General features: G+C 59.9%; 13 protein-coding genes. 7 read left to right on the top strand and 6 right to left on the bottom strand.

Annotation, left to right across the window (positions count from 1 at the left end; all coding sequences use genetic code 11):
* Window positions 1–5: 5 nt before the first annotated feature.
* From lon to AC3Y64_RS22605, 4 genes are all read right to left on the bottom strand, one after another.
* Entirely contained in the window at window positions 6–2,423 is a 2,418-nt protein-coding gene (lon, locus tag AC3Y64_RS22620) for an endopeptidase La (RefSeq protein WP_489985320.1), read from the bottom strand.
* Window positions 2,424–3,117: 694 nt separating this feature from the next.
* A complete protein-coding gene (locus AC3Y64_RS22615) occupies window positions 3,118–3,486 on the bottom strand; it encodes a DUF6124 family protein (protein WP_489985319.1) in 369 nt (122 codons plus the stop codon).
* A gap of 524 nt (window positions 3,487–4,010) precedes the next feature.
* A complete protein-coding gene (locus AC3Y64_RS22610) occupies window positions 4,011–6,419 on the bottom strand; it encodes a glucose/quinate/shikimate family membrane-bound PQQ-dependent dehydrogenase (RefSeq protein WP_489985318.1) in 2,409 nt (802 codons plus the stop codon).
* A gap of 219 nt (window positions 6,420–6,638) precedes the next feature.
* Window positions 6,639–8,000, bottom strand: a complete 1,362-nt coding sequence (locus AC3Y64_RS22605) for a carbohydrate porin (RefSeq protein ID WP_489985317.1) — start codon at window positions 7,998–8,000, stop codon at window positions 6,639–6,641.
* Window positions 8,001–8,301: 301 nt separating this feature from the next.
* On the opposite strand from AC3Y64_RS22605, the gene AC3Y64_RS22600 reads away from it, so the two are divergent.
* Together AC3Y64_RS22600 and AC3Y64_RS22595 are read left to right on the top strand one after the other, a co-directional pair.
* Window positions 8,302–8,532, top strand: a complete 231-nt coding sequence (locus tag AC3Y64_RS22600; RefSeq protein ID WP_007916799.1) for a VF530 family protein — start codon at window positions 8,302–8,304, stop codon at window positions 8,530–8,532.
* Between the two features lies 1 nt (window position 8,533).
* Window positions 8,534–9,172: a Pr6Pr family membrane protein gene (locus tag AC3Y64_RS22595; protein ID WP_489985316.1), complete on the top strand. Its 639-nt coding sequence runs from the start codon at window positions 8,534–8,536 to the stop codon at window positions 9,170–9,172.
* A gap of 101 nt (window positions 9,173–9,273) precedes the next feature.
* On the opposite strand, the gene AC3Y64_RS22590 is transcribed toward AC3Y64_RS22595, so the two are convergent.
* Window positions 9,274–10,059 carry a siderophore-interacting protein gene (locus AC3Y64_RS22590; protein ID WP_489985315.1) on the bottom strand — a complete coding sequence of 262 codons (786 nt, stop codon included), beginning with the start codon at window positions 10,057–10,059 and terminating at the stop codon, window positions 9,274–9,276.
* Window positions 10,056–10,631, bottom strand: coding sequence for a PadR family transcriptional regulator (locus AC3Y64_RS22585; protein ID WP_489985314.1), 576 nt, complete (start codon window positions 10,629–10,631; stop codon window positions 10,056–10,058). The genes AC3Y64_RS22590 and AC3Y64_RS22585 overlap by 4 nt, the downstream gene beginning before the upstream one ends.
* A 517-nt stretch (window positions 10,632–11,148) precedes the next feature.
* Here AC3Y64_RS22585 and AC3Y64_RS22580 point away from each other — a divergent pair.
* The 5 genes from AC3Y64_RS22580 to AC3Y64_RS22560 all read left to right on the top strand — a co-directional run bounded on the left by AC3Y64_RS22580 (window position 11,149) and on the right by AC3Y64_RS22560 (window position 16,825).
* Window positions 11,149–11,634 (top strand): CS1 type fimbrial major subunit, encoded by a 486-nt coding sequence (locus AC3Y64_RS22580; protein WP_489985313.1) that lies wholly within the window; start codon window positions 11,149–11,151, stop codon window positions 11,632–11,634.
* A 107-nt stretch (window positions 11,635–11,741) separates the two neighbouring features.
* Window positions 11,742–14,264 (top strand): TcfC E-set like domain-containing protein, encoded by a 2,523-nt coding sequence (locus tag AC3Y64_RS22575; protein ID WP_489985312.1) that lies wholly within the window; start codon window positions 11,742–11,744, stop codon window positions 14,262–14,264.
* A 3-nt stretch (window positions 14,265–14,267) separates the two neighbouring features.
* A complete protein-coding gene (locus AC3Y64_RS22570; protein ID WP_489985311.1) occupies window positions 14,268–15,524 on the top strand; it encodes a hypothetical protein in 1,257 nt (418 codons plus the stop codon).
* A gap of 37 nt (window positions 15,525–15,561) precedes the next feature.
* On the top strand, window positions 15,562–16,302 hold the full coding sequence (locus AC3Y64_RS22565; RefSeq protein WP_489985310.1) for a molecular chaperone: 741 nt from the start codon (window positions 15,562–15,564) through the stop codon (window positions 16,300–16,302).
* A gap of 31 nt (window positions 16,303–16,333) precedes the next feature.
* Window positions 16,334–16,825: a CS1 type fimbrial major subunit gene (locus AC3Y64_RS22560; RefSeq protein WP_489985309.1), complete on the top strand. Its 492-nt coding sequence runs from the start codon at window positions 16,334–16,336 to the stop codon at window positions 16,823–16,825.
* Window positions 16,826–16,832 lie beyond the last annotated feature (7 nt).

The following is a 16,832-nucleotide window of genomic DNA, read 5'->3' as shown; positions in this document are numbered from 1 at the left end:
TCAACTTAGAACAACACCTTTGCCACATCGGCGAACTTCTTCGCGAAATGCACGGTAATCCCTTCCTTCAGATAATCCGGCAGTTCCTCGAAGTTGCCCCGGTTAGGCTCCGGCAGAATCAGCTCGAAGATCTTCTGCCGCCGCGCCGCAATCACCTTCTCGCGCACCCCGCCAATTGGCAGCACATGCCCGGTCAGCGTCAGTTCGCCGGTCATCGCCACGCCTTTTTTCGGCGGCTGGTTACGGGCGAGCGAGAGCAGGGCGCTGGCCATGGTCACGCCGGCGCTCGGGCCGTCTTTTGGTGTCGCGCCTTCCGGCACATGCAGGTGGACGAAGGCTTCGTCGAAGAACTTCGTGTCGCCGCCGAACTGTTTCAGGTGCGAGCTGACGTAGCTGTAGGCGATCTCCGCCGATTCCTTCATCACATCGCCCAGTTGCCCGGTGAGTTTGAAGCCGCGATTGAGCGTGTGAATCCGCGTCGCCTCGATCGGCAAGGTCGCGCCGCCCATGCTGGTCCAGGCCAGGCCTGTGATGACGCCGGTGCCGGACAGCACTTGTTCGTTGCGGAACACCGGATGACCCAGCGACGCTTCGAGGTCTTTCGGCCCGAGTTTGATCACCGCTTTCGGGTCGTCGATGAGCTTCATCACCGCTTTGCGCACCAGTTTGCCCATCTGTTTTTCCAGCTGACGCACGCCGGCTTCACGGGCGTAACCGTCGATCAAGGCTTTGAGTGCCGTGTCGCTGATGCTCAGGCTGCCCTTGGACACACCGGCCTTTTCCAGCAGTTTTGGCCACAGGTGCCGCTTGGCGATGGCGACTTTTTCTTCGGTGATGTAGCCCGACAGGCGAATCACTTCCATCCGGTCCAGCAACGGGCCGGGGATCGAATCGAGGGTGTTGGCGGTGCAGACGAACAGGACTTTCGACAAGTCCATGCGCAGGTCGAGGTAGTGGTCGAGGAATTCGACATTCTGTTCCGGGTCGAGGGTTTCCAGTAGCGCCGAGGCCGGGTCGCCCTGGTAGCTCTGGCCCATCTTGTCGATCTCGTCGAGCATGATCACCGGGTTCATTACTTCGACGTCTTTCAACGCCTGCACCAGTTTGCCCGGCTGCGCGCCGATGTAGGTGCGGCGGTGGCCCTTGATCTCGGCTTCGTCGCGCATGCCGCCGAGGCTGAAGCGGTAGAACGGCCGGCCAAGGGATTCGGCGATGGATTTGCCGACGCTGGTTTTACCCACGCCCGGCGGGCCGACCAGCAGCACGATGGAGCCGCTGATCTCACCTTTATAAGCACCGACGGCTAGGAATTCGAGGATGCGATCCTTGATGTCGTCGAGGCCGGCGTGGTGTTTGTCGAGAATTTTGCGCGCGTGCTTGAGGTCGAGTTTGTCCTCGCCGTAAACGCCCCACGGCACCGAAGTCGCCCAGTCGAGGTAGTTGCGGGTGACCGCGTACTCCGGCGAACCGGTCTCGAGGATCGACAGTTTGTTCATTTCCTCATCGAGGCGTTTCTGCACCTGCGCCGGCAGGACTTTGCCTTCGAGGCGCTGTTCGAACTGTTCGAGGTCGGCGCTGCGGTCGTCCTTGGTCAAGCCGAGTTCCTGCTGGATGACCTTGAGTTGTTCCTTGAGGAAGAACTCGCGCTGATGCTCGCCGATCTTGCGGTTAACTTCTGCCGAGATCTCTTTTTGCAGGCGCGCAACTTCGACTTCCTTGCGCAGCATCGGCAGGACTTTTTCCATGCGCTTGAGCATCGGCACGCAGTCGAGCACTTCTTGCAGCTCGGGGCCGGTGGCGGACGTCAGGGCGGCGGCGAAGTCGGTCAGCGGCGACGGGTCGTTGGGGCTGAAGCGGTTGAGGTAGTTTTTCAGCTCTTCGCTGTACAGCGGGTTGAGCGGCAGCAGTTCCTTGATCGCGTTGATCAGCGCCATGCCGTAGGCCTTGACCTCGTCGGTCGGCTCGGTCGGCTGGTGCGGGTATTCGACTTCGACCAGGTACGGTGGGCGGTGGTGTTTGAGCCAGGTTTTGATGCGTACGCGGCTCAGGCCTTGGGCGACGAATTGCAGTTTGCCGTTCTCGCGGCTGGCGTGGTGGACTTTGACCAGGGTGCCGTATTCGGGGAGGGCGCCGGTGTCGAAGTGGCGCGGGTCTTCCTGGGGGGTGTCCATGAAGAACAGGGCCAGGGAGTGGTGTTCGGATTTGCTGACCAGTTCGAGGGTTTCGGCCCAGGGTTCTTCGTTGACGATGACCGGCAGGACTTGCGCCGGGAAAAACGGGCGGTTGTGGATCGGGATGATGTAGACCTTGTCCGGCAGGTTTTGACCGGGCAGGGCGAGGCCTTTGCCGGAGGCGGTGTGTTCGATGTGTTCGGCTTCGCTGTAGTCGTCTGGGTTTTCCGGGAATTCTTGCTGGTCGCTCATGGGGCACCTGCGCAATGGGGTATGGGTCTTAGATGGGGCAAGGCTTGGGTGGTTTCAATGGGTGGGGGTGTTTCTGCTTGTGTGTTCAGGGTTTTGACAGGGGTCACGCTTTTGACTTGGCGGCCTTTGGGCCGACCATGCTCTTGGGGGTTGGGGGTATATCCGTTGCTTCGGGGGGGGCTGATTACGGTTTCGCCCTTACGGCGAGGCACTTTTTCCAGACGCCGAAAAAGTACCCAAAAAGGCTTTGCTCCTGCGTTCGGCCCGCTCGCTGGGGCTCGGGGTTCCTTCGCTCCGGGATCGATCCGGGCGCATCGCCTCCGGTTTGCTTCGCTGCACCTCCTCTCGATGTGTTCGACTTCGTCGAACGGTCGCTGCGCTCCCACCCCCGGATCAATCCCGGAGCGAAGCCTTCCGACGTCGCTCGTGGATCAAGATCAAGAGCGGTACTCGAGCTTGCGCTCATTGTTTTGAGTGGTGAGAAGCCGGGGGGATACGAGTATCTGAGTTTGAACTTAATCCCTGTGGGAGCTGGCTTGCCAGCGATGGCGGCCTGACAGCCGACCAAGCTCTTGCTGACCGCACCCAATTCCCACCGTGGGAGCTAGCCCTGCTGGCGATGGGGCCCGGTCAGTAGAAAGTGATGTTGAAGGTCAGACCGCAATCGCTAGCAGGGCTGGCTCCCACCAAGGGGTCAGTGTTGTGGCTGGCGGGTTTCGACGTTATCCAGCACTTGGTTCACCGCCAGTTCGGCCAGCATGATGATTTGCTGGATGGCCAGGATGGTGTGGCGCTGGGGCGGGTCGATGTAGGCGGCGATGTCGCTGGTCATGATGCTGGCGGAGGCGAGGGATTCGCAGGCGTGGGCCAGCAGGGTTTCGTTGTCCTGATCGGGGGTGATCTGGAACATGGTGCTGGGTTTGTGGAAGCGCAGGGTTAAGGCGTTGGGTTTGAGGTAGTGGTCGAGGGCGCGTTCGGCGGCGTCGTGGAATCTTTTTGAGCCGGGGAATTCGTAGGGCGTGGTGTCGTCCGCTGCGGGGGGATTGGGCGTGGGTTTGATCATGGTGAATACTCAGTTGGTGAAAGTGGAGCTGCCTTCGATTGCCGCGACGCAATCTGAGGTGGCAGCTGTACGCGGGTTCGCGGACCGATAACTGAGGAATCGGCATACCCCCAAGGAGATATCCCGCGCACAGCCGCCATGACACAACAGGCACCGAGGTGCCGTGAGGGTGGCGATTATGCATCAGTTATCGGGCCGCGACGCCCGTTCGCTGAATTTGCAGCGACCCCCCGAGCCTATCCAGCCGATTTCCGAGGCACAACCGACGCGACTTGTCGGAAAACTCCGCGTAACCATCGGCATTTGTAGGACAGGCACATTTCCCACAGCCCACACATCTCAACCTGTGGGAGCTAGCCCTGCTAGCGATGGGGCCCTGTCAGTCAACAAAGATGTTGAACGTCAGACCGCAATCGCTAGCAGGGTTAGCTTCCACAGGGGATATGCGGTGGATTCAAAATCGGCGTGCACAAAAAAGGCGATGTCCCTCGCGAGACATCGCCTTCTGCAACTACCGGTAAAACTTATTCCGACAGTTTGTACGCAATCACATAGTCACCCTGCTTGGTGCCGAGCGAGCCGTGACCGCCTGCAACAACGAGCACGTATTGCTTGCCGTCCTTGCCGGTGTAGGTCATCGGTGTGGTTTGCGCGCCTGCTGGCAGGCGGCCTTCCCACAGTTGCTTGCCGTTTTTCACGTCGTAGGCGCGCAGGTACTGGTCGAGGGTGCCGCTCAGGAACGCGACGCCGCCGGCAGTGGTGAAGGTGCCGCCCAGGCTAGGTACGCCCATGCTCAGCGGGATCGGAACCGGCGAGCTGTCACGCACGGTGCCGTTCTTGTGCATCCAGATGGTTTTGCTGGTGGTCAGGTCGACCGCTGCAACATAACCCCATGCTGGCGCCTGGCACGGCAGGCCCATTGGCGACAGCAGTGCTTCGAGGACTACGCCGTATGGCGCGCCTTTGTTTGGCTGGACGCCTTCGGTCTCGCTGACGCGTGGACCTTGCTTGGCGATTTCGGCGGCCGGGATCAGTTTCGAACGGAACGCCATGTAGCTCGGGTTGACGAAGGCGATCTGGCGCACCGGATCGACCGAGATGCCGCCCCAGTCGAACACGCCGAAGTTGCCTGGATAAACGATCGAGCCTTGCAGCGATGGCGGCGTGAACGGGCCGTCATAGCGCAGGGACTTGAAGTCGATCCGGCAGAGCATCTGGTCGAACGGGGTTACGCCCCACATGTCGCGTTCTTTGAGCGGCGGCGGCATGAAGTTGAGGTCGGATTTCGGTTGGGTCGGCGAGGTGTGGTCGCCTTCCACTGCGCCTTGCGGCACCGGAATCTCGTTGATCGGCACGATGGCCTTGCCGGTGCTGCGATCCAGTACGTAGATGCTGCCCTGCTTGGTCGACGCCAGTACCGCAGGCTTCACGCCGTCAGCGGTTTTGATGTCCATCACGGTCGGTTGACCGCCGACGTCCATGTCCCACAGGTCATGGTGGGTGAACTGGAAGTTCCAGCGCACTTTGCCGGTGGCGATGTCCAGTGCGGTCAGGCCCGCTGCATGCAGTTCCGACTCAGGGGTACGCGCGCCACCGAACTGGTCCGGGGTCTGGTTACCCATCGGCAGGTAGAGCATGCCGAGTTTTTCATCGACCGCGAACATCGACCACATGTTGGGCGAGTTGCGGGTGTAGGTCTTGCCTTCGGCAATCGGCGCGGTGTCGTCCGGGTTGCCGCTGTCCCAGTTCCACACCAGTTTGCCGGTGTGCACGTCGAACGCGCGGATCACGCCGCTTGGCTCGTCGGTGGAAACGTTGTCAGTGACGTGGCCGCCAATCACTACCAGGTCTTTGGTGACCGCTGGTGGCGAAGTGGAGTAGTAGCCGCCGGCATTGAAGCCGCCGATGTTGGCAGACAGATCAACCTGGCCTTTGTCGCCGAAGTCTTCGCACATTTTGCCGGTGTCGGCGTTCAGGGCGATCAGACGGGTGTCGGCGGTTGGCAGGAAGATGCGGCGCGGGCAGGCGCTGGCCGCGGCCGGGCTGGCCGAACCGGTCGGGCTCTGCTCGGAGGCGTAGACCGCGTCGTCGTGGTAAGTCACGCCACGGCAGGTCATGTGCGCCCAGCCTTTGAAGTTGGCCGCGTTCTGCGTGCTCAGCTTCGGATCGAAACGCCAGATTTCCTTGCCCGAATCCGGATCAAGGGCAATCACCTGGCTGTGCGGCGTGCACACGTAGAGCATGCCGTTGACTTTCAGCGGGGTGTTTTCGGCGGTGGTTTCGCCCGGATCGTTTGGACCCGGGATGTCGCCAGTGCGATAGGTCCACGCCGGCACCAGTTTGCTCACGTTGGCCGGAGTGATCTGGGCCAGTGGCGAGTAACGGTCACCGTGGGCGCTGCGGCCGTAGGAGTTCCAGTCACCGTCGGGCATGGCCGGTGCGGTGTTGGTCATGCCGTCGACGCTGTCGCGATCCAGTTGGCCTTTGATTTCACCCGGGTTGGTGAATTGGCTGGCCAGTGCGGTCAGACCTGCCAGCACCACGGCCACGCTCAAGGCGCCGGTGCCCATCGGGGCTGGACCGTTGAGCAGCAGCGGACGACGGAACCATGGCAGCAACATGACCAGGCCCAGGGCGAACAGCATCGCCAGACGTGGCACCAGTTGCCACCAGTCCAGGCCGACTTCCCACAGCGCCCAGACGGTGCTGGCGAACAGCACGATGGCGTACAGGCCCAGCGCTGCGCGGCGGCGCATCAGCAGCAGGATACCGGTCAGCGCAATGCCGATACCGGCCAGCAGGTAGTACAGCGAGCCGCCGAGCATGCTCAGCTTGACCCCACCGGCCAACATGGCCAGGCCCATCAGTAGAAGCAGAATGCCGAGCAGGCTCGGTAGCAGACGGCCCCGACTCGAAGCACTTTCGGTGCTCATAGTGTGATTCTCCGTGACGTTTCAAAGAGTCCCGCGCAGTAGTCACTGTAGATGACGATTGGGCGCGGGCATGGTTCAGATAAAAACTTGTCTAGCTAACGAAATTTCATCTGTAGGAGTGAGCCTGCTCGCGATAGCGGTGTTTCAGGCGACATCTCCAGTGACTGGAACACCGCTATCGCGAGCAGGCTCACTCCTACAGGGGATTTGTGTTGTGCTTTAGAACGAAGACTGGATCTTGATCCCGCCGATCAGGGCGTCGTCGACGTCGTTCACGCCACCGGGGTGGCGGATGTATTGCAAGTTCGGGCGCACGGTCAGCCAGTTGGTTACATGCACGCCGTAATACAGCTCGGCGCTGTACTCGGTGTCTTGCGGCGGCAGGAACGACGGATCGTCGTAGTCGTAGACGGCGTTGGCCTGATTCGTCGCTTCGGCGTTTTTGCGGAAGGCCGGGTTGACGTGTACGCGGGCGAGGGCGAAACCGATGTCATCCTTGGCGCGCGCGTCGAACGGGCCTTTGTAGGTGATGCCGGCCTGCACGTAGTTGTCGATGGCGTTGGTTTTCTTGTCGTGCAGGGTGCCGTTGGCAAACACGCTCAAGCCGCGGCTGTTATCGCTGGCCACGCTGGTGATCTGCTGCTGAAGGCCCAGCCACACGCCGTGTTTGCTCGACGCGCTGCGGTAGGCTTCGCCGCTGAGGGCCGCCGGTTGGCCGTTCTGATCTTTGTAAGCATCGGTGGCCTTGGCGTTGCTGTAGTAGTAACCGGCGCGGTATTCGCCCGGCAGGCCGTTGAGTTTCGGCGTCCACACCAGTTCGATCGGCAGGATTGCGCCCTGGGTGCCGCTGCCGCTCAGTTTGAAACCGTTGCCGCGATCAAGGTTCGACGGGTTCTGCTCGTAGGCGCCGACCTGTGCATACAACTCTGGGGTCAGGTGATATTTGACGCGCATCGCCCATTGGCTGACCGGCCAGTTGTACCAGATACCGCCGACCCAGTTGCCGACCTGCGAACCGCAGAACGCGAGGTTCTGGAAGTCGCACGGGAACGTGTTGAAGTCTTCGCCTTCGCCAAAACGGCCGACTTTGATGTCGAGTTTCTGATCGAAGAATTTCTGCTGATACCACATCTGCGTCAGGCGCGTGGTCTGGCCACGGCCCCAGACTTCCTGGGCCGAGGTGAAGCCGCCGACGCGCGGATCGTTGATGCGGTCGTTGCTGATGTTGTTGCCGCTGCGCTTGGTGATGGTCAGTTGAAACTCAGCGTCGTCCCAGCCGAGGATTTTCTGCAGGTCGAGGTGCGTACCCAGACCGAACTGATCGCTGTAACGCGCGGTGCGGTCGTGGTCGTAGCCGCCGTGGAGGTTGCTGCCCATTTCGCCGGTGTAATCGAGCTTGAAGTCGTAGCCTTTTTCCGCGAGTTCGGTGCGCGTGCCGTTCCAGTCACCGAGCATGTACGGTGATTCGCTGTCGAACGCGGGCGCCGCTTGTGCGCAGGTGGCGAGGCCCAGCGCAGTGCAGCCGCCGAGAGTGCGCAGGGCTGAGATAGCGCTATCTCGGGAGAAGGAAAAATCAGGCATGGATAAGTCTTTTTTTGGTGTTTTCGGGAGTGCAATTCGAGCGCTTCAATATGTCGCAGGCAGTGAAGCGGTTCAGCAGAAGGGCGGCAGGATAATGATCTGTTACAAAAAGACAAAGGCCTTTTGTAGACATGCAGCATTTCGCAATCGGTAACAGTGCGGCAAACGGGCGCATTGTGAGGCGAGTCGCGGCCTGCGATCTTCTCAGGTTGGCCTACATTTGAAGGTAGGCCTTCCACCCGATCACCCCCTCGGCTAAGGTGCGCGGCTTCCGCATTTTTACTTCGCCCAAAGGCCTGGCATGAACGAACAAACCCCCGATCCGCTGCACGGCGTCACCCTTGAACAGATCCTCAATGCACTGGTGAGCCATTACGAGTGGTCGGGGCTGGCCGAGCGCATCGATATCCGCTGCTTCAAGAGCGATCCGAGCATCAAGTCGAGCCTGACGTTCCTGCGCAAAACCCCGTGGGCGCGGGAGAAGGTCGAGCGTCTGTACGTGAAGTTGATGCGCACCAAGCGACCGCTTTGAGATGGACGCCGTGTGGCGGCGACGCCTGATTACCTGCGCAGCGGTATTGGGTTGGGCGGGGTTGGCGATTCAGCTGTACCTGATTTTCTTTGCACGCTTGAGCGTCGGCGCCAGTCTGTTGGGCGGATTGGTGAGTTTTTTCAGTTACTTCACGATTTTGACCAACACACTGGTGGCGACGGTGCTGACCTGTGCCGTGACTCATCATGAATCCGCTGCACGCCGCTGGTTCCTGCAGCCGTGGGTCAGTAGCGGGATCGCCGTGAGCATTGCCGTGGTCGGGCTTGCGTACAGCATTTTGCTGCGGCATTTGTGGCACCCGGAAGGCTGGCAATTTATCGCCGATGAACTGCTGCACGACGTGATGCCGCTGCTGTTTCTGGGCTATTGGTGGTGGTGCGTACCGAAAGGAACGTTGCGCCTGTGGCATCTGCCGGTGTGGCTGATTTATCCGCTGGCGTATTTCATTTACGCGTTGCTACGCGGGCATTTGCTCGGCGCGTATGCGTATCCGTTCATTGATGTGGCCGTGTTGGGTTATCCACAGGTGCTGATCAATGCCGGGGGGATTTTGCTGGGGTTTGTGCTGATTGGGTTGTTGGTCATCGGCCTCGACCGCAGCAGATTTGCACGGAGTTAAAGCACCTGTAGGAGCTGCCGCAGGCTGCGATCTTTTGACGTTGATTTTTCAAAAAAACAAGATCAAGAGATCGCAGCCTGCGGCAGCTCCTACAGCGGATATCACTCTTCTTCAGTGCCCTCAGCGCGCCAATAGCCAACGGCTTTAATGAGCTGCTCATCGAGCCCATGCTCATCGATCAGCAGCCGGCGGATCTGCCGTGACACCTTGGTCTCGGTCGCCACCCACGCATACAGATTGCCTTTGGGCACTTGCAACTGCTTCACCGTGGTCAGCAGGTTGTCCTTGCCGCCTTCGCGCAATACCCAGATCACATTGACCTGTGCGGCACTCTCGAGCACTTGCTGCTCGGCACCGTTTTCCACTTCGATCACCACCAGCGCCCTGCGATTGGCCGCCAGGCCTTCGAGGCGGCGGGCGATGGCGGGCAGGGCGGTCTCGTCGCCGATCAGCAGATAGCTGTCGAAAATGTCCGGGACGATCATCGAGCCACGCGGCCCGCCGATGTGCAGGAACTGGCCGACGGTGGCCTGTTCCGCCCAAGTCGACGCAGGGCCATCGCCGTGCAGGACAAAATCGATGTCCAGTTCCAGCGCCTCGAGGTCATAGCGGCGCGGGGTGTAGTCGCGCATTTCGGGTTTCGGCCCATCATCCTTGCCGGCGCCGAGCACCAGGGTGTCCAGCGCGGCGGCCTGTTCGGCGTTCTGCGGGAACAACAGTTTGACGTGATCGTCGGTGCCCAGGCTGATGAACCCGGCCAACTCCGGCCCGCCGAGGGTGATGCGGCGCATGCGTGGCGTCAGGTCGACCACGCGCAACACTTCCAGTTTGCGACGTTTGATTTCGTGCATCACGCGGTGAATGGTTTGGGTATCGACTGCAGTCATTCGGCTTTCTCCGAGGCAGGTTGAACGGCAGGGGCGTCGACGATGGCTTTGGCGGTGTTGTTGAGCAGATCGCGCACGCGCAGGATTTCTTCCGGGCTCCAGCGCCCGTGATGCATTTGCAACGCATGGCGCAGGTTGTGCACCGCTTCATGAATTTCCGCTGGCCGATCGTGGCCGCGCAGTGAGCGTTTGCTGACGTCGATGCGCATGCGCACACCGTCGAGGGCGATGGCTTGTTCGCTCAATGACAAGCGTCCGGCATCGGTGGCGCTGTAGCGTTTTTTGCCCGCTTCAGCGTCGCCGGTGATCAGGTCGCTTTCTTCGAGGAAAGTCAGGGTCGGGTAGATCACGCCGGGGCTTGGGCTGTAGGCGCCGTCGAACATGCCTTCGATCTGGCGGATCAGGTCGTAGCCGTGGCACGGCTGTTCGGCGATCAGCGCCAGCAACAGCAGTTTCAGGTCGCCGGGGGCGAAGACCCGTGGGCCACGACCGCCGCGTTCGCGACCGGGGCGTTTCTCGAAACCGTCGCGGCCGTCGCCGTGTTCGCGGTGGGGGGAATGATGGTCTCTCATTTCTGCTTTCTCTCTCGTCGTATTTAGATACAACTTAAGATATATCTTAAGGCCCCCGCAAGGCGTTTTTGTCAGACGTGTCCGTCAGGCGACGAGCGGCGGCTCGCATGAATGGCAGAGGGGGAACGCATCTGGTCGCTTTTTTCTTTCAATTATTTTCTGGCCGGCTTAATGTCCGAAAAGTTAAAGCTATCACTCTATTAATTGTTGTTTCGCCATTCGTAGCCTACGAAGTTCCCATATTCATTAGTTGCTTTGCCTGTATGGTTTTTTCTTCAAAACTGTATGTAAGGCATAACTTACAGTCACTGTTTTAATATCCTGTTTTTTGATGTTTTTTCTGGCAGGGTGCGAGGGCGTCTAACTACGCGATCATCGGAAGTTGCCTGCTTACTTTCCAGAACTAAAAGTTGATGATGCCCCGGCGTTGAAAGTTCAAAGCAACACGGCTCCATTCAGGCAGGCGTTGTTTGAACTTTCAATGATCCGATCCTCATCAAGAAACAGGTACTGAACGATGTTCAAGAAACTCGCAATCGCCGCTTCGCTCGCAGGTCTGGCCATGAGCTCCTCGATGGCTTTCGCTGTAGAACCGTATCCGCAGGTCATCAACGTGCGCGCCTTCGTTCCGACCTCGTTGTTCGTGATCAAGCCGCAGAACCCCGATTTCGGTCGTGATGAAGTGATGAACCAGCTCGACAGTGGTGAACTGAGCCCGGTCGATCACATCTTCAACCTCAAGCACACCGACCCGAAAGGCGCGATCAACGCGCTGATCGACGGCACTGCAGCGCTGTACAACGGCCGCGACAGCATTCCGCTGACCGTATCCGTGGGTGGCGTGGAACTGGGCAGCAGCACCACCGAAATCGTCAACGAGAAGGATTCGGTGCCGGGCGTTCAGCGCACTTTGCGCATCAAGGCCGATACCCCGGGCCCGACCCAGAACGGCAACTACACCGGCAGTTTTGCGGTGATCTTCGAGCCTGTTATCAAGCCTTGATTGCAGCCTCTGTTGAATAACAAGTTGTTTGTTCAATAGTCGTCCCGGCGGTGTTCCAGTGATCACCGCCGGGGTTCGACTTCTTATGTAACCTGGATATCAAGATCATGTTCCCGATGACGCCCATCGCAGCGGCGCTCGCACTTTTTTTATGTGCCAGTGCCGTGGCTGCACCTGATGACAACGGCACTACGCCTCGCAGTCTGCTTGCGCAGGCCAAGGGTTTGCCGACGGATTTCGAAGAGCACTTTTTCGATGTGCCATTGGCTGTACGGGTGGAGCGTGATCAACAATTTCTCGGTGAAGCGATGATCGTTCTGACCAAGGATGATCGCGTCACCCTGCTGGAATTCACCGACACCGGTGACAGCCAGATACCGGCCGTGGAGCGCGAAACCTGGGCGGCGTATCTGCAACAAAGTGTGCCATTGGGAGCTTGCCAGGGCAGTTGCCCGGAGCAAATGGTCGCTTTGCACTACAACCTGCAGAGTTCGTTGCTGTCGATTGCCACGCAAAATGCCGAGCGCGACAGCGAAGCCCAGCGCTATTACCAGTTGCCGGAGAACGGCAGCACCGGGTTGATCGTGCGCAATCAACTGAACCTCAATGGTGGCCAGGATCAAGACCTCGGTGGGCGCTATGGCCTGGAGGCGAGCAGCAGCCTCGGCAACTGGACGCAACGGGTCAACCTGCAACTGGCACGCCTGGGCGATCCGGACGACACGCTTTATCACGCGGTTCACGAATTGTTTACCCAACGTGAATTGCCGGGCACCTTTTTGCGTCTGGGCTATTTCACCCCCGGCTCCGATGGCTTGACCCGGCAACTGCGCTCGTTCGGCGCTAGCCCCGACACGGCGGTGGGCGTGATGTACGGCAGCTCCGACAGCCTGGCCGTCAACAGCGCGAAACCGAGTGTTTATCCGATCTACGTCACGGCCAACCGCCAGGCGTCGGTGGAGATTTATCGCAACGGCCTGCTGGTCAACACCCAGGCCGTCGCCGCCGGTTTGCAGACCCTCGACACCCGGCCGCTGCCCGGTGGCATCTACGAAGTCGAAGTGCGTCTGATCGAGGATGGCCAGATCACCTCGACCACCCAGGAACTGGTGTACAAACCGACCAACTGGCGCAATCACGACGAGCGCTGGCGCTACAGCCTGTTCGCCGGTCAGGAAAGCAAACTGCTGAGCAACTGGGATGAGCAGGACAGCGGTGATACCACCGCCGGGGCTGCGGTCAATTACTTGCTGCATCCGCGCGTGATCCTCGGTTTGTCGGCGCGGCAGATTCAGGGCAAGCAGCAATACGGCTCGTCCATCGACTGGAGCCTGCTCGACAGCACCAGCCTTTACGCCAATGTCTATCAGACCGAAGAACACGGCACCGGCATGGATGTGCAAGCCATGTACAACTATGGCTCGGGCAGCCTGTTCGCCACCCATAACCGCAGCTGGCTGGACACCACCAACACTTACGAAACCCTGCCCGACGGCACCCGTGTGCGTCAGCGCAACGTGTTCATCGGCCAGACCAGCAGTTCATCGCTGGCGCTCAACCATCGGCTCAACAGCAAAAACTCCTTCAATGCCCGGGTTTCCTACAGCGAAGGCAACGTCGAAGGCACGGCGCTGGATCTGGGCTGGTCGCAGCGCACCGTGCTGTTCGGCAGCGAGGCCAACTGGCGCTTTTCGGTGTTCGACCGGCCGGGCAGTTACAGCAGCGGCGATGCGCGCAATCGCGGGGTGGATTTGAGTGTCAGCGTGGCGCTTGGCGGCCCCGGCGAGCAATGGTCGGGCAGTATCGGCACACGCACTTCGCGTGATGGCGGGCGCGACAACAACGGCTCGCTGACCTACCGCAGAACTTTGCAGGATCACGTGCTGCAAAGCGTTTCGGTGACGGCGCTGGCCGACACCTATGGCGTCGGTCTGACGGGCATGAGCAACTTTCAGAATGACCTGGTCAATGGCGATGCGTTTCTTCAGCGATCTTCCTTCAACGGCAATTACACCGGTGGCCTGAACCTCGACAGCACCGTGGCGGTGGGCGGTCAGCGGATCGTCATGACCAGTCAGCAGCAAGGCGCCGGTGCCGGGATGATCATCGATGTCGAGACCGATCTGGACGAGATCGTGCTGCGCGCCGACGACCTCAGTGGCGGCAGCGCAACGTTGCGGCCGGGCCGTAACTACGTGCCGTTGACGGCTTACAAGAACAGTTCGGTGAGTTTTGATTTCGAAGGCAATCACACCCCTTCGGCGAGTATTCAACCGGCCCGTGCGCGCTATCACCTGAACAAGGGGGGCGTGGACTACCGCAAGATCACCGTGAACAAGACCTTCACCGTGCTTGGCCGGTTGCTCGATCCGCAAGGTTCTCCACTCAAGGGCCACCACGTGATCAACCACGCCAGCCGTGGCGTGACGGAAGTCGACGGGTTTTTCTCGATGGAAATGAATGCTTCGGCACCGACGCTGGAAGTGCGTCGTGGCGAACAGTTGCTGTGCCAGTTCCGCCTCGACACGGCGAATGCGCGCAGTGAAAACAATGTGCTGATGATCGGTGACTTGCGCTGTTCGCCCGATACGTTGGCGGACAATCTTCACAGCAATGAGCAGGCGGGCTGAGCCATGTCGATCATCACACGCACGTATTCCTGGCGCCTGTTCGCGGGGCTCTGCATCGGCTTGGCGGGTGGACTGCTCGCCGGCCCGACAATGGCCGCGAGTCATGAACTCACTGCGGTATTTCGTCCCGACCCGACCAATCCGCTGGTGAATAAATTCAAGAACACCACACCGATCAGTTCAGTGTGCGCCGGACACATCCCTGCGCAGTGCGAACGACTGGGTATTTTCAGTCTGCGCGACGAGTCGTTCCGCGCCGATTCCAATGCGCTGATGCCGGCCAACTTTGTTGGCCAACCGAATGCGCGGGTCGGGGCGATGTTCAAAGTGCCGTCGGACTGGCGTCCGGTGCAGGTCACCCATCGTTCAACCGGGGAAACCGAGACGGTCGAAGTGCGGATTGCCGGGGTCGGTTCGACCTGGCATGCACCTCACGTCAGTCATTGGAACCGACCGGGAACGTTTTGGGATTTCCTCTGGCGCAATCCTCCGGCGCCGTGCCAAGCGACCGGTTTTTTTACCGCCAGCGTATCGGCCGGGACGTTTTTCTGGATCGTCCCGGAGAACGCGGGGGCTTGCACGATCCATCCGGGCAAGGAGATCCCGACGTTACGTTATGGCGCGCTGGAGTATGCCTACGAACTTCGAACCCCCAACCCGCTGGGCATGTCGACCGGGCAATACACCGGCAGCATCAGCTACACCCTGATGCCCGGCGGTGACTTTGATTTCGGCGACATCATGATCCCGAATGACAATGTGCTGACGTTCAACTTCACGCTGGATGTCGAGCACACCCTCAAAGTCGAAATGCCCCCCGGCGGCAATCGTGTCGAGCTGCTGCCACAGGGCGGCTGGCAAGCGTGGTTGCAGCGCAACCGTCGGCCGGAGCGTTTGTTCCGCGACCAGACGTTCAATTTGTCGGTGTCCAGTCGGTTCCGAATGGGCCTGGAATGCCAGCACACCGACGGCGGCGATAACTGTTCGATCTACGAAGCCAACAGTGGGCACGCCGTGCCCTTGCACATTGCCGTGACGTTGCCAGCCAACATCACCGACGCTTCCGGTCAGTCTGTCAATCGACGCCCACTGGTGCGGGACGGCAGTGGCACCGAACTGTTTTTGCCGGGGCATTACGTCGACCGCAAACCCGGCACCCTGCATTTCGAAGTCGGCAGCAAGGACGTCGAAGAAATGCTCACCGGCGTCAACAAAACCTATCGCGGCAACGTCACGGTGGTCTGGGATTCAGAGGTTTGAGCGCGGGCGTGGCAATCCATTCAAGGAGATCAACAACATGAGTTATCGATGGACACTGTTATTCGCGGCGTTGTTGCCGCTGGCCGGCCATGCGGTGCCGGCGATCAATGTCGGGGTGGTCTACGACTATCTGGACGCCGACAAGAGCACCTATCTGAAGCGGGTGTTCAACGGCGGCATCAGCACGGCGTTCGTCAAGGTCAACATCCTCGAAATCGTTTACGACGCCGACGGCACACCGCGAGAAATTCCTCTCACTGCCCAGGCTGAAACCAAGGTGCGTGACGGTCTGCTGGCCAGCCCGGCACGCTTGATCGTGCCGGCCAATGGCATGCAGGGGACGCGACTGGTGTACATGGGCGAGCGTGACCGAGAGCGATATTTTCGCGTGCGTTTCGTGCCTGTGGTGCCGGAAAAGGAAGACGAATTCGCCGTCTCCGGGGAAGAGCGCGAAGACTACAAAAAGAGCCTCTCCGCCGGGGTCAATGTGTTGGCCGGCTACGGCACGGTGTTTTTCGTGCGGCCCTCACAGACCCGTTTCGACAGCGTGATCGACAATCAGGCCACGCAGTACCGGATTCGCAATCAAGGCAATTCGGTGGTGGTGATCGACGAGTTTCGCGATTGTTCGGTCAAGAATGAAACCGACTGTCAGCCGACCACCAAACACCACATTCTGCCGGGGCGCACCTTCGAGTTTGCCAAGCAGGGCGGCCGCGAATACAGCTTCACGGTGATTGAAGGCAAGAGCCAAAAGAGCCTGGAGATCAAAGGATGACGGCGCAACGCGAGCGTACAAGGTGAGTACCATGTTCAAGGCAAAATCCGCGGCGCTTGTGGTGCCGCTGCTGATGTGTCTCGGTGAGGATCTGCAAGCCATCACCGAGCGCGAAACCTTTGAAGTGTCGGTAACGATTCCCACGGCAGAATTTTATGTACTGCCTTCGGAGCCGGACTGGATTCACCTCGAACAGGTTTTGCCCTTCGATCCGCAATCCGGAAAATTCACGCCGTTGCGCAAACACTTCGATGTGAAGAACAGCAACGGCGGGATCTCCGCACGTATCAATGTCGAACCGTACCTGAGCAATGGCCGTGACACGGACAACATCCCTCTGGTCGTGACATTCAACCGCAAACGCCTGACGCTCGATGCCGATCTGGTGGTCAGCGAACTCGATGCCCGTCCCGGCAAGCGTGTAGGGCTGGAAGTGGCTGCGGCCGAGGCGCCGGAAGGTGGCTATCGCCCCGGCAGTTACTACGGCAGCGTGCACATGATTTTCGAGGCGCTGGCGCCTTGAACAGGAA

Source organism: Pseudomonas sp. 4CAES_32.4 (assembly GCF_058136335.1).
The sequence above is the reverse complement of the archived record's forward strand: the minus strand, read 5'-3'. Positions and strand labels throughout refer to the sequence as shown.

Excerpts from the sequence above, each read along its gene's own strand:
- AC3Y64_RS22605 (WP_489985317.1), bottom strand. The coding sequence starts at position 8,000 with ATGCCTGATTTTTCCTTCTCCCGAGATAGCGCTATCTCAGCCCTGCGC.
- AC3Y64_RS22570 (WP_489985311.1), top strand. The coding sequence starts at position 14,268 with ATGTCGATCATCACACGCACGTATTCCTGGCGCCTGTTCGCGGGGCTC.
- AC3Y64_RS22580 (WP_489985313.1), top strand. The coding sequence starts at position 11,149 with ATGTTCAAGAAACTCGCAATCGCCGCTTCGCTCGCAGGTCTGGCCATG.
- AC3Y64_RS22575 (WP_489985312.1), top strand. The coding sequence starts at position 11,742 with ATGTTCCCGATGACGCCCATCGCAGCGGCGCTCGCACTTTTTTTATGT.
- AC3Y64_RS22590 (WP_489985315.1), bottom strand. The coding sequence starts at position 10,059 with ATGACTGCAGTCGATACCCAAACCATTCACCGCGTGATGCACGAAATC.
- AC3Y64_RS22560 (WP_489985309.1), top strand. The coding sequence starts at position 16,334 with ATGTTCAAGGCAAAATCCGCGGCGCTTGTGGTGCCGCTGCTGATGTGT.
- AC3Y64_RS22595 (WP_489985316.1), top strand. The coding sequence starts at position 8,534 with ATGGACGCCGTGTGGCGGCGACGCCTGATTACCTGCGCAGCGGTATTG.
- lon (WP_489985320.1), bottom strand. The coding sequence starts at position 2,423 with ATGAGCGACCAGCAAGAATTCCCGGAAAACCCAGACGACTACAGCGAA.
- AC3Y64_RS22600 (WP_007916799.1), top strand. The coding sequence starts at position 8,302 with ATGAACGAACAAACCCCCGATCCGCTGCACGGCGTCACCCTTGAACAG.
- AC3Y64_RS22615 (WP_489985319.1), bottom strand. The coding sequence starts at position 3,486 with ATGATCAAACCCACGCCCAATCCCCCCGCAGCGGACGACACCACGCCC.
- AC3Y64_RS22565 (WP_489985310.1), top strand. The coding sequence starts at position 15,562 with ATGAGTTATCGATGGACACTGTTATTCGCGGCGTTGTTGCCGCTGGCC.
- AC3Y64_RS22585 (WP_489985314.1), bottom strand. The coding sequence starts at position 10,631 with ATGAGAGACCATCATTCCCCCCACCGCGAACACGGCGACGGCCGCGAC.
- AC3Y64_RS22610 (WP_489985318.1), bottom strand. The coding sequence starts at position 6,419 with ATGAGCACCGAAAGTGCTTCGAGTCGGGGCCGTCTGCTACCGAGCCTG.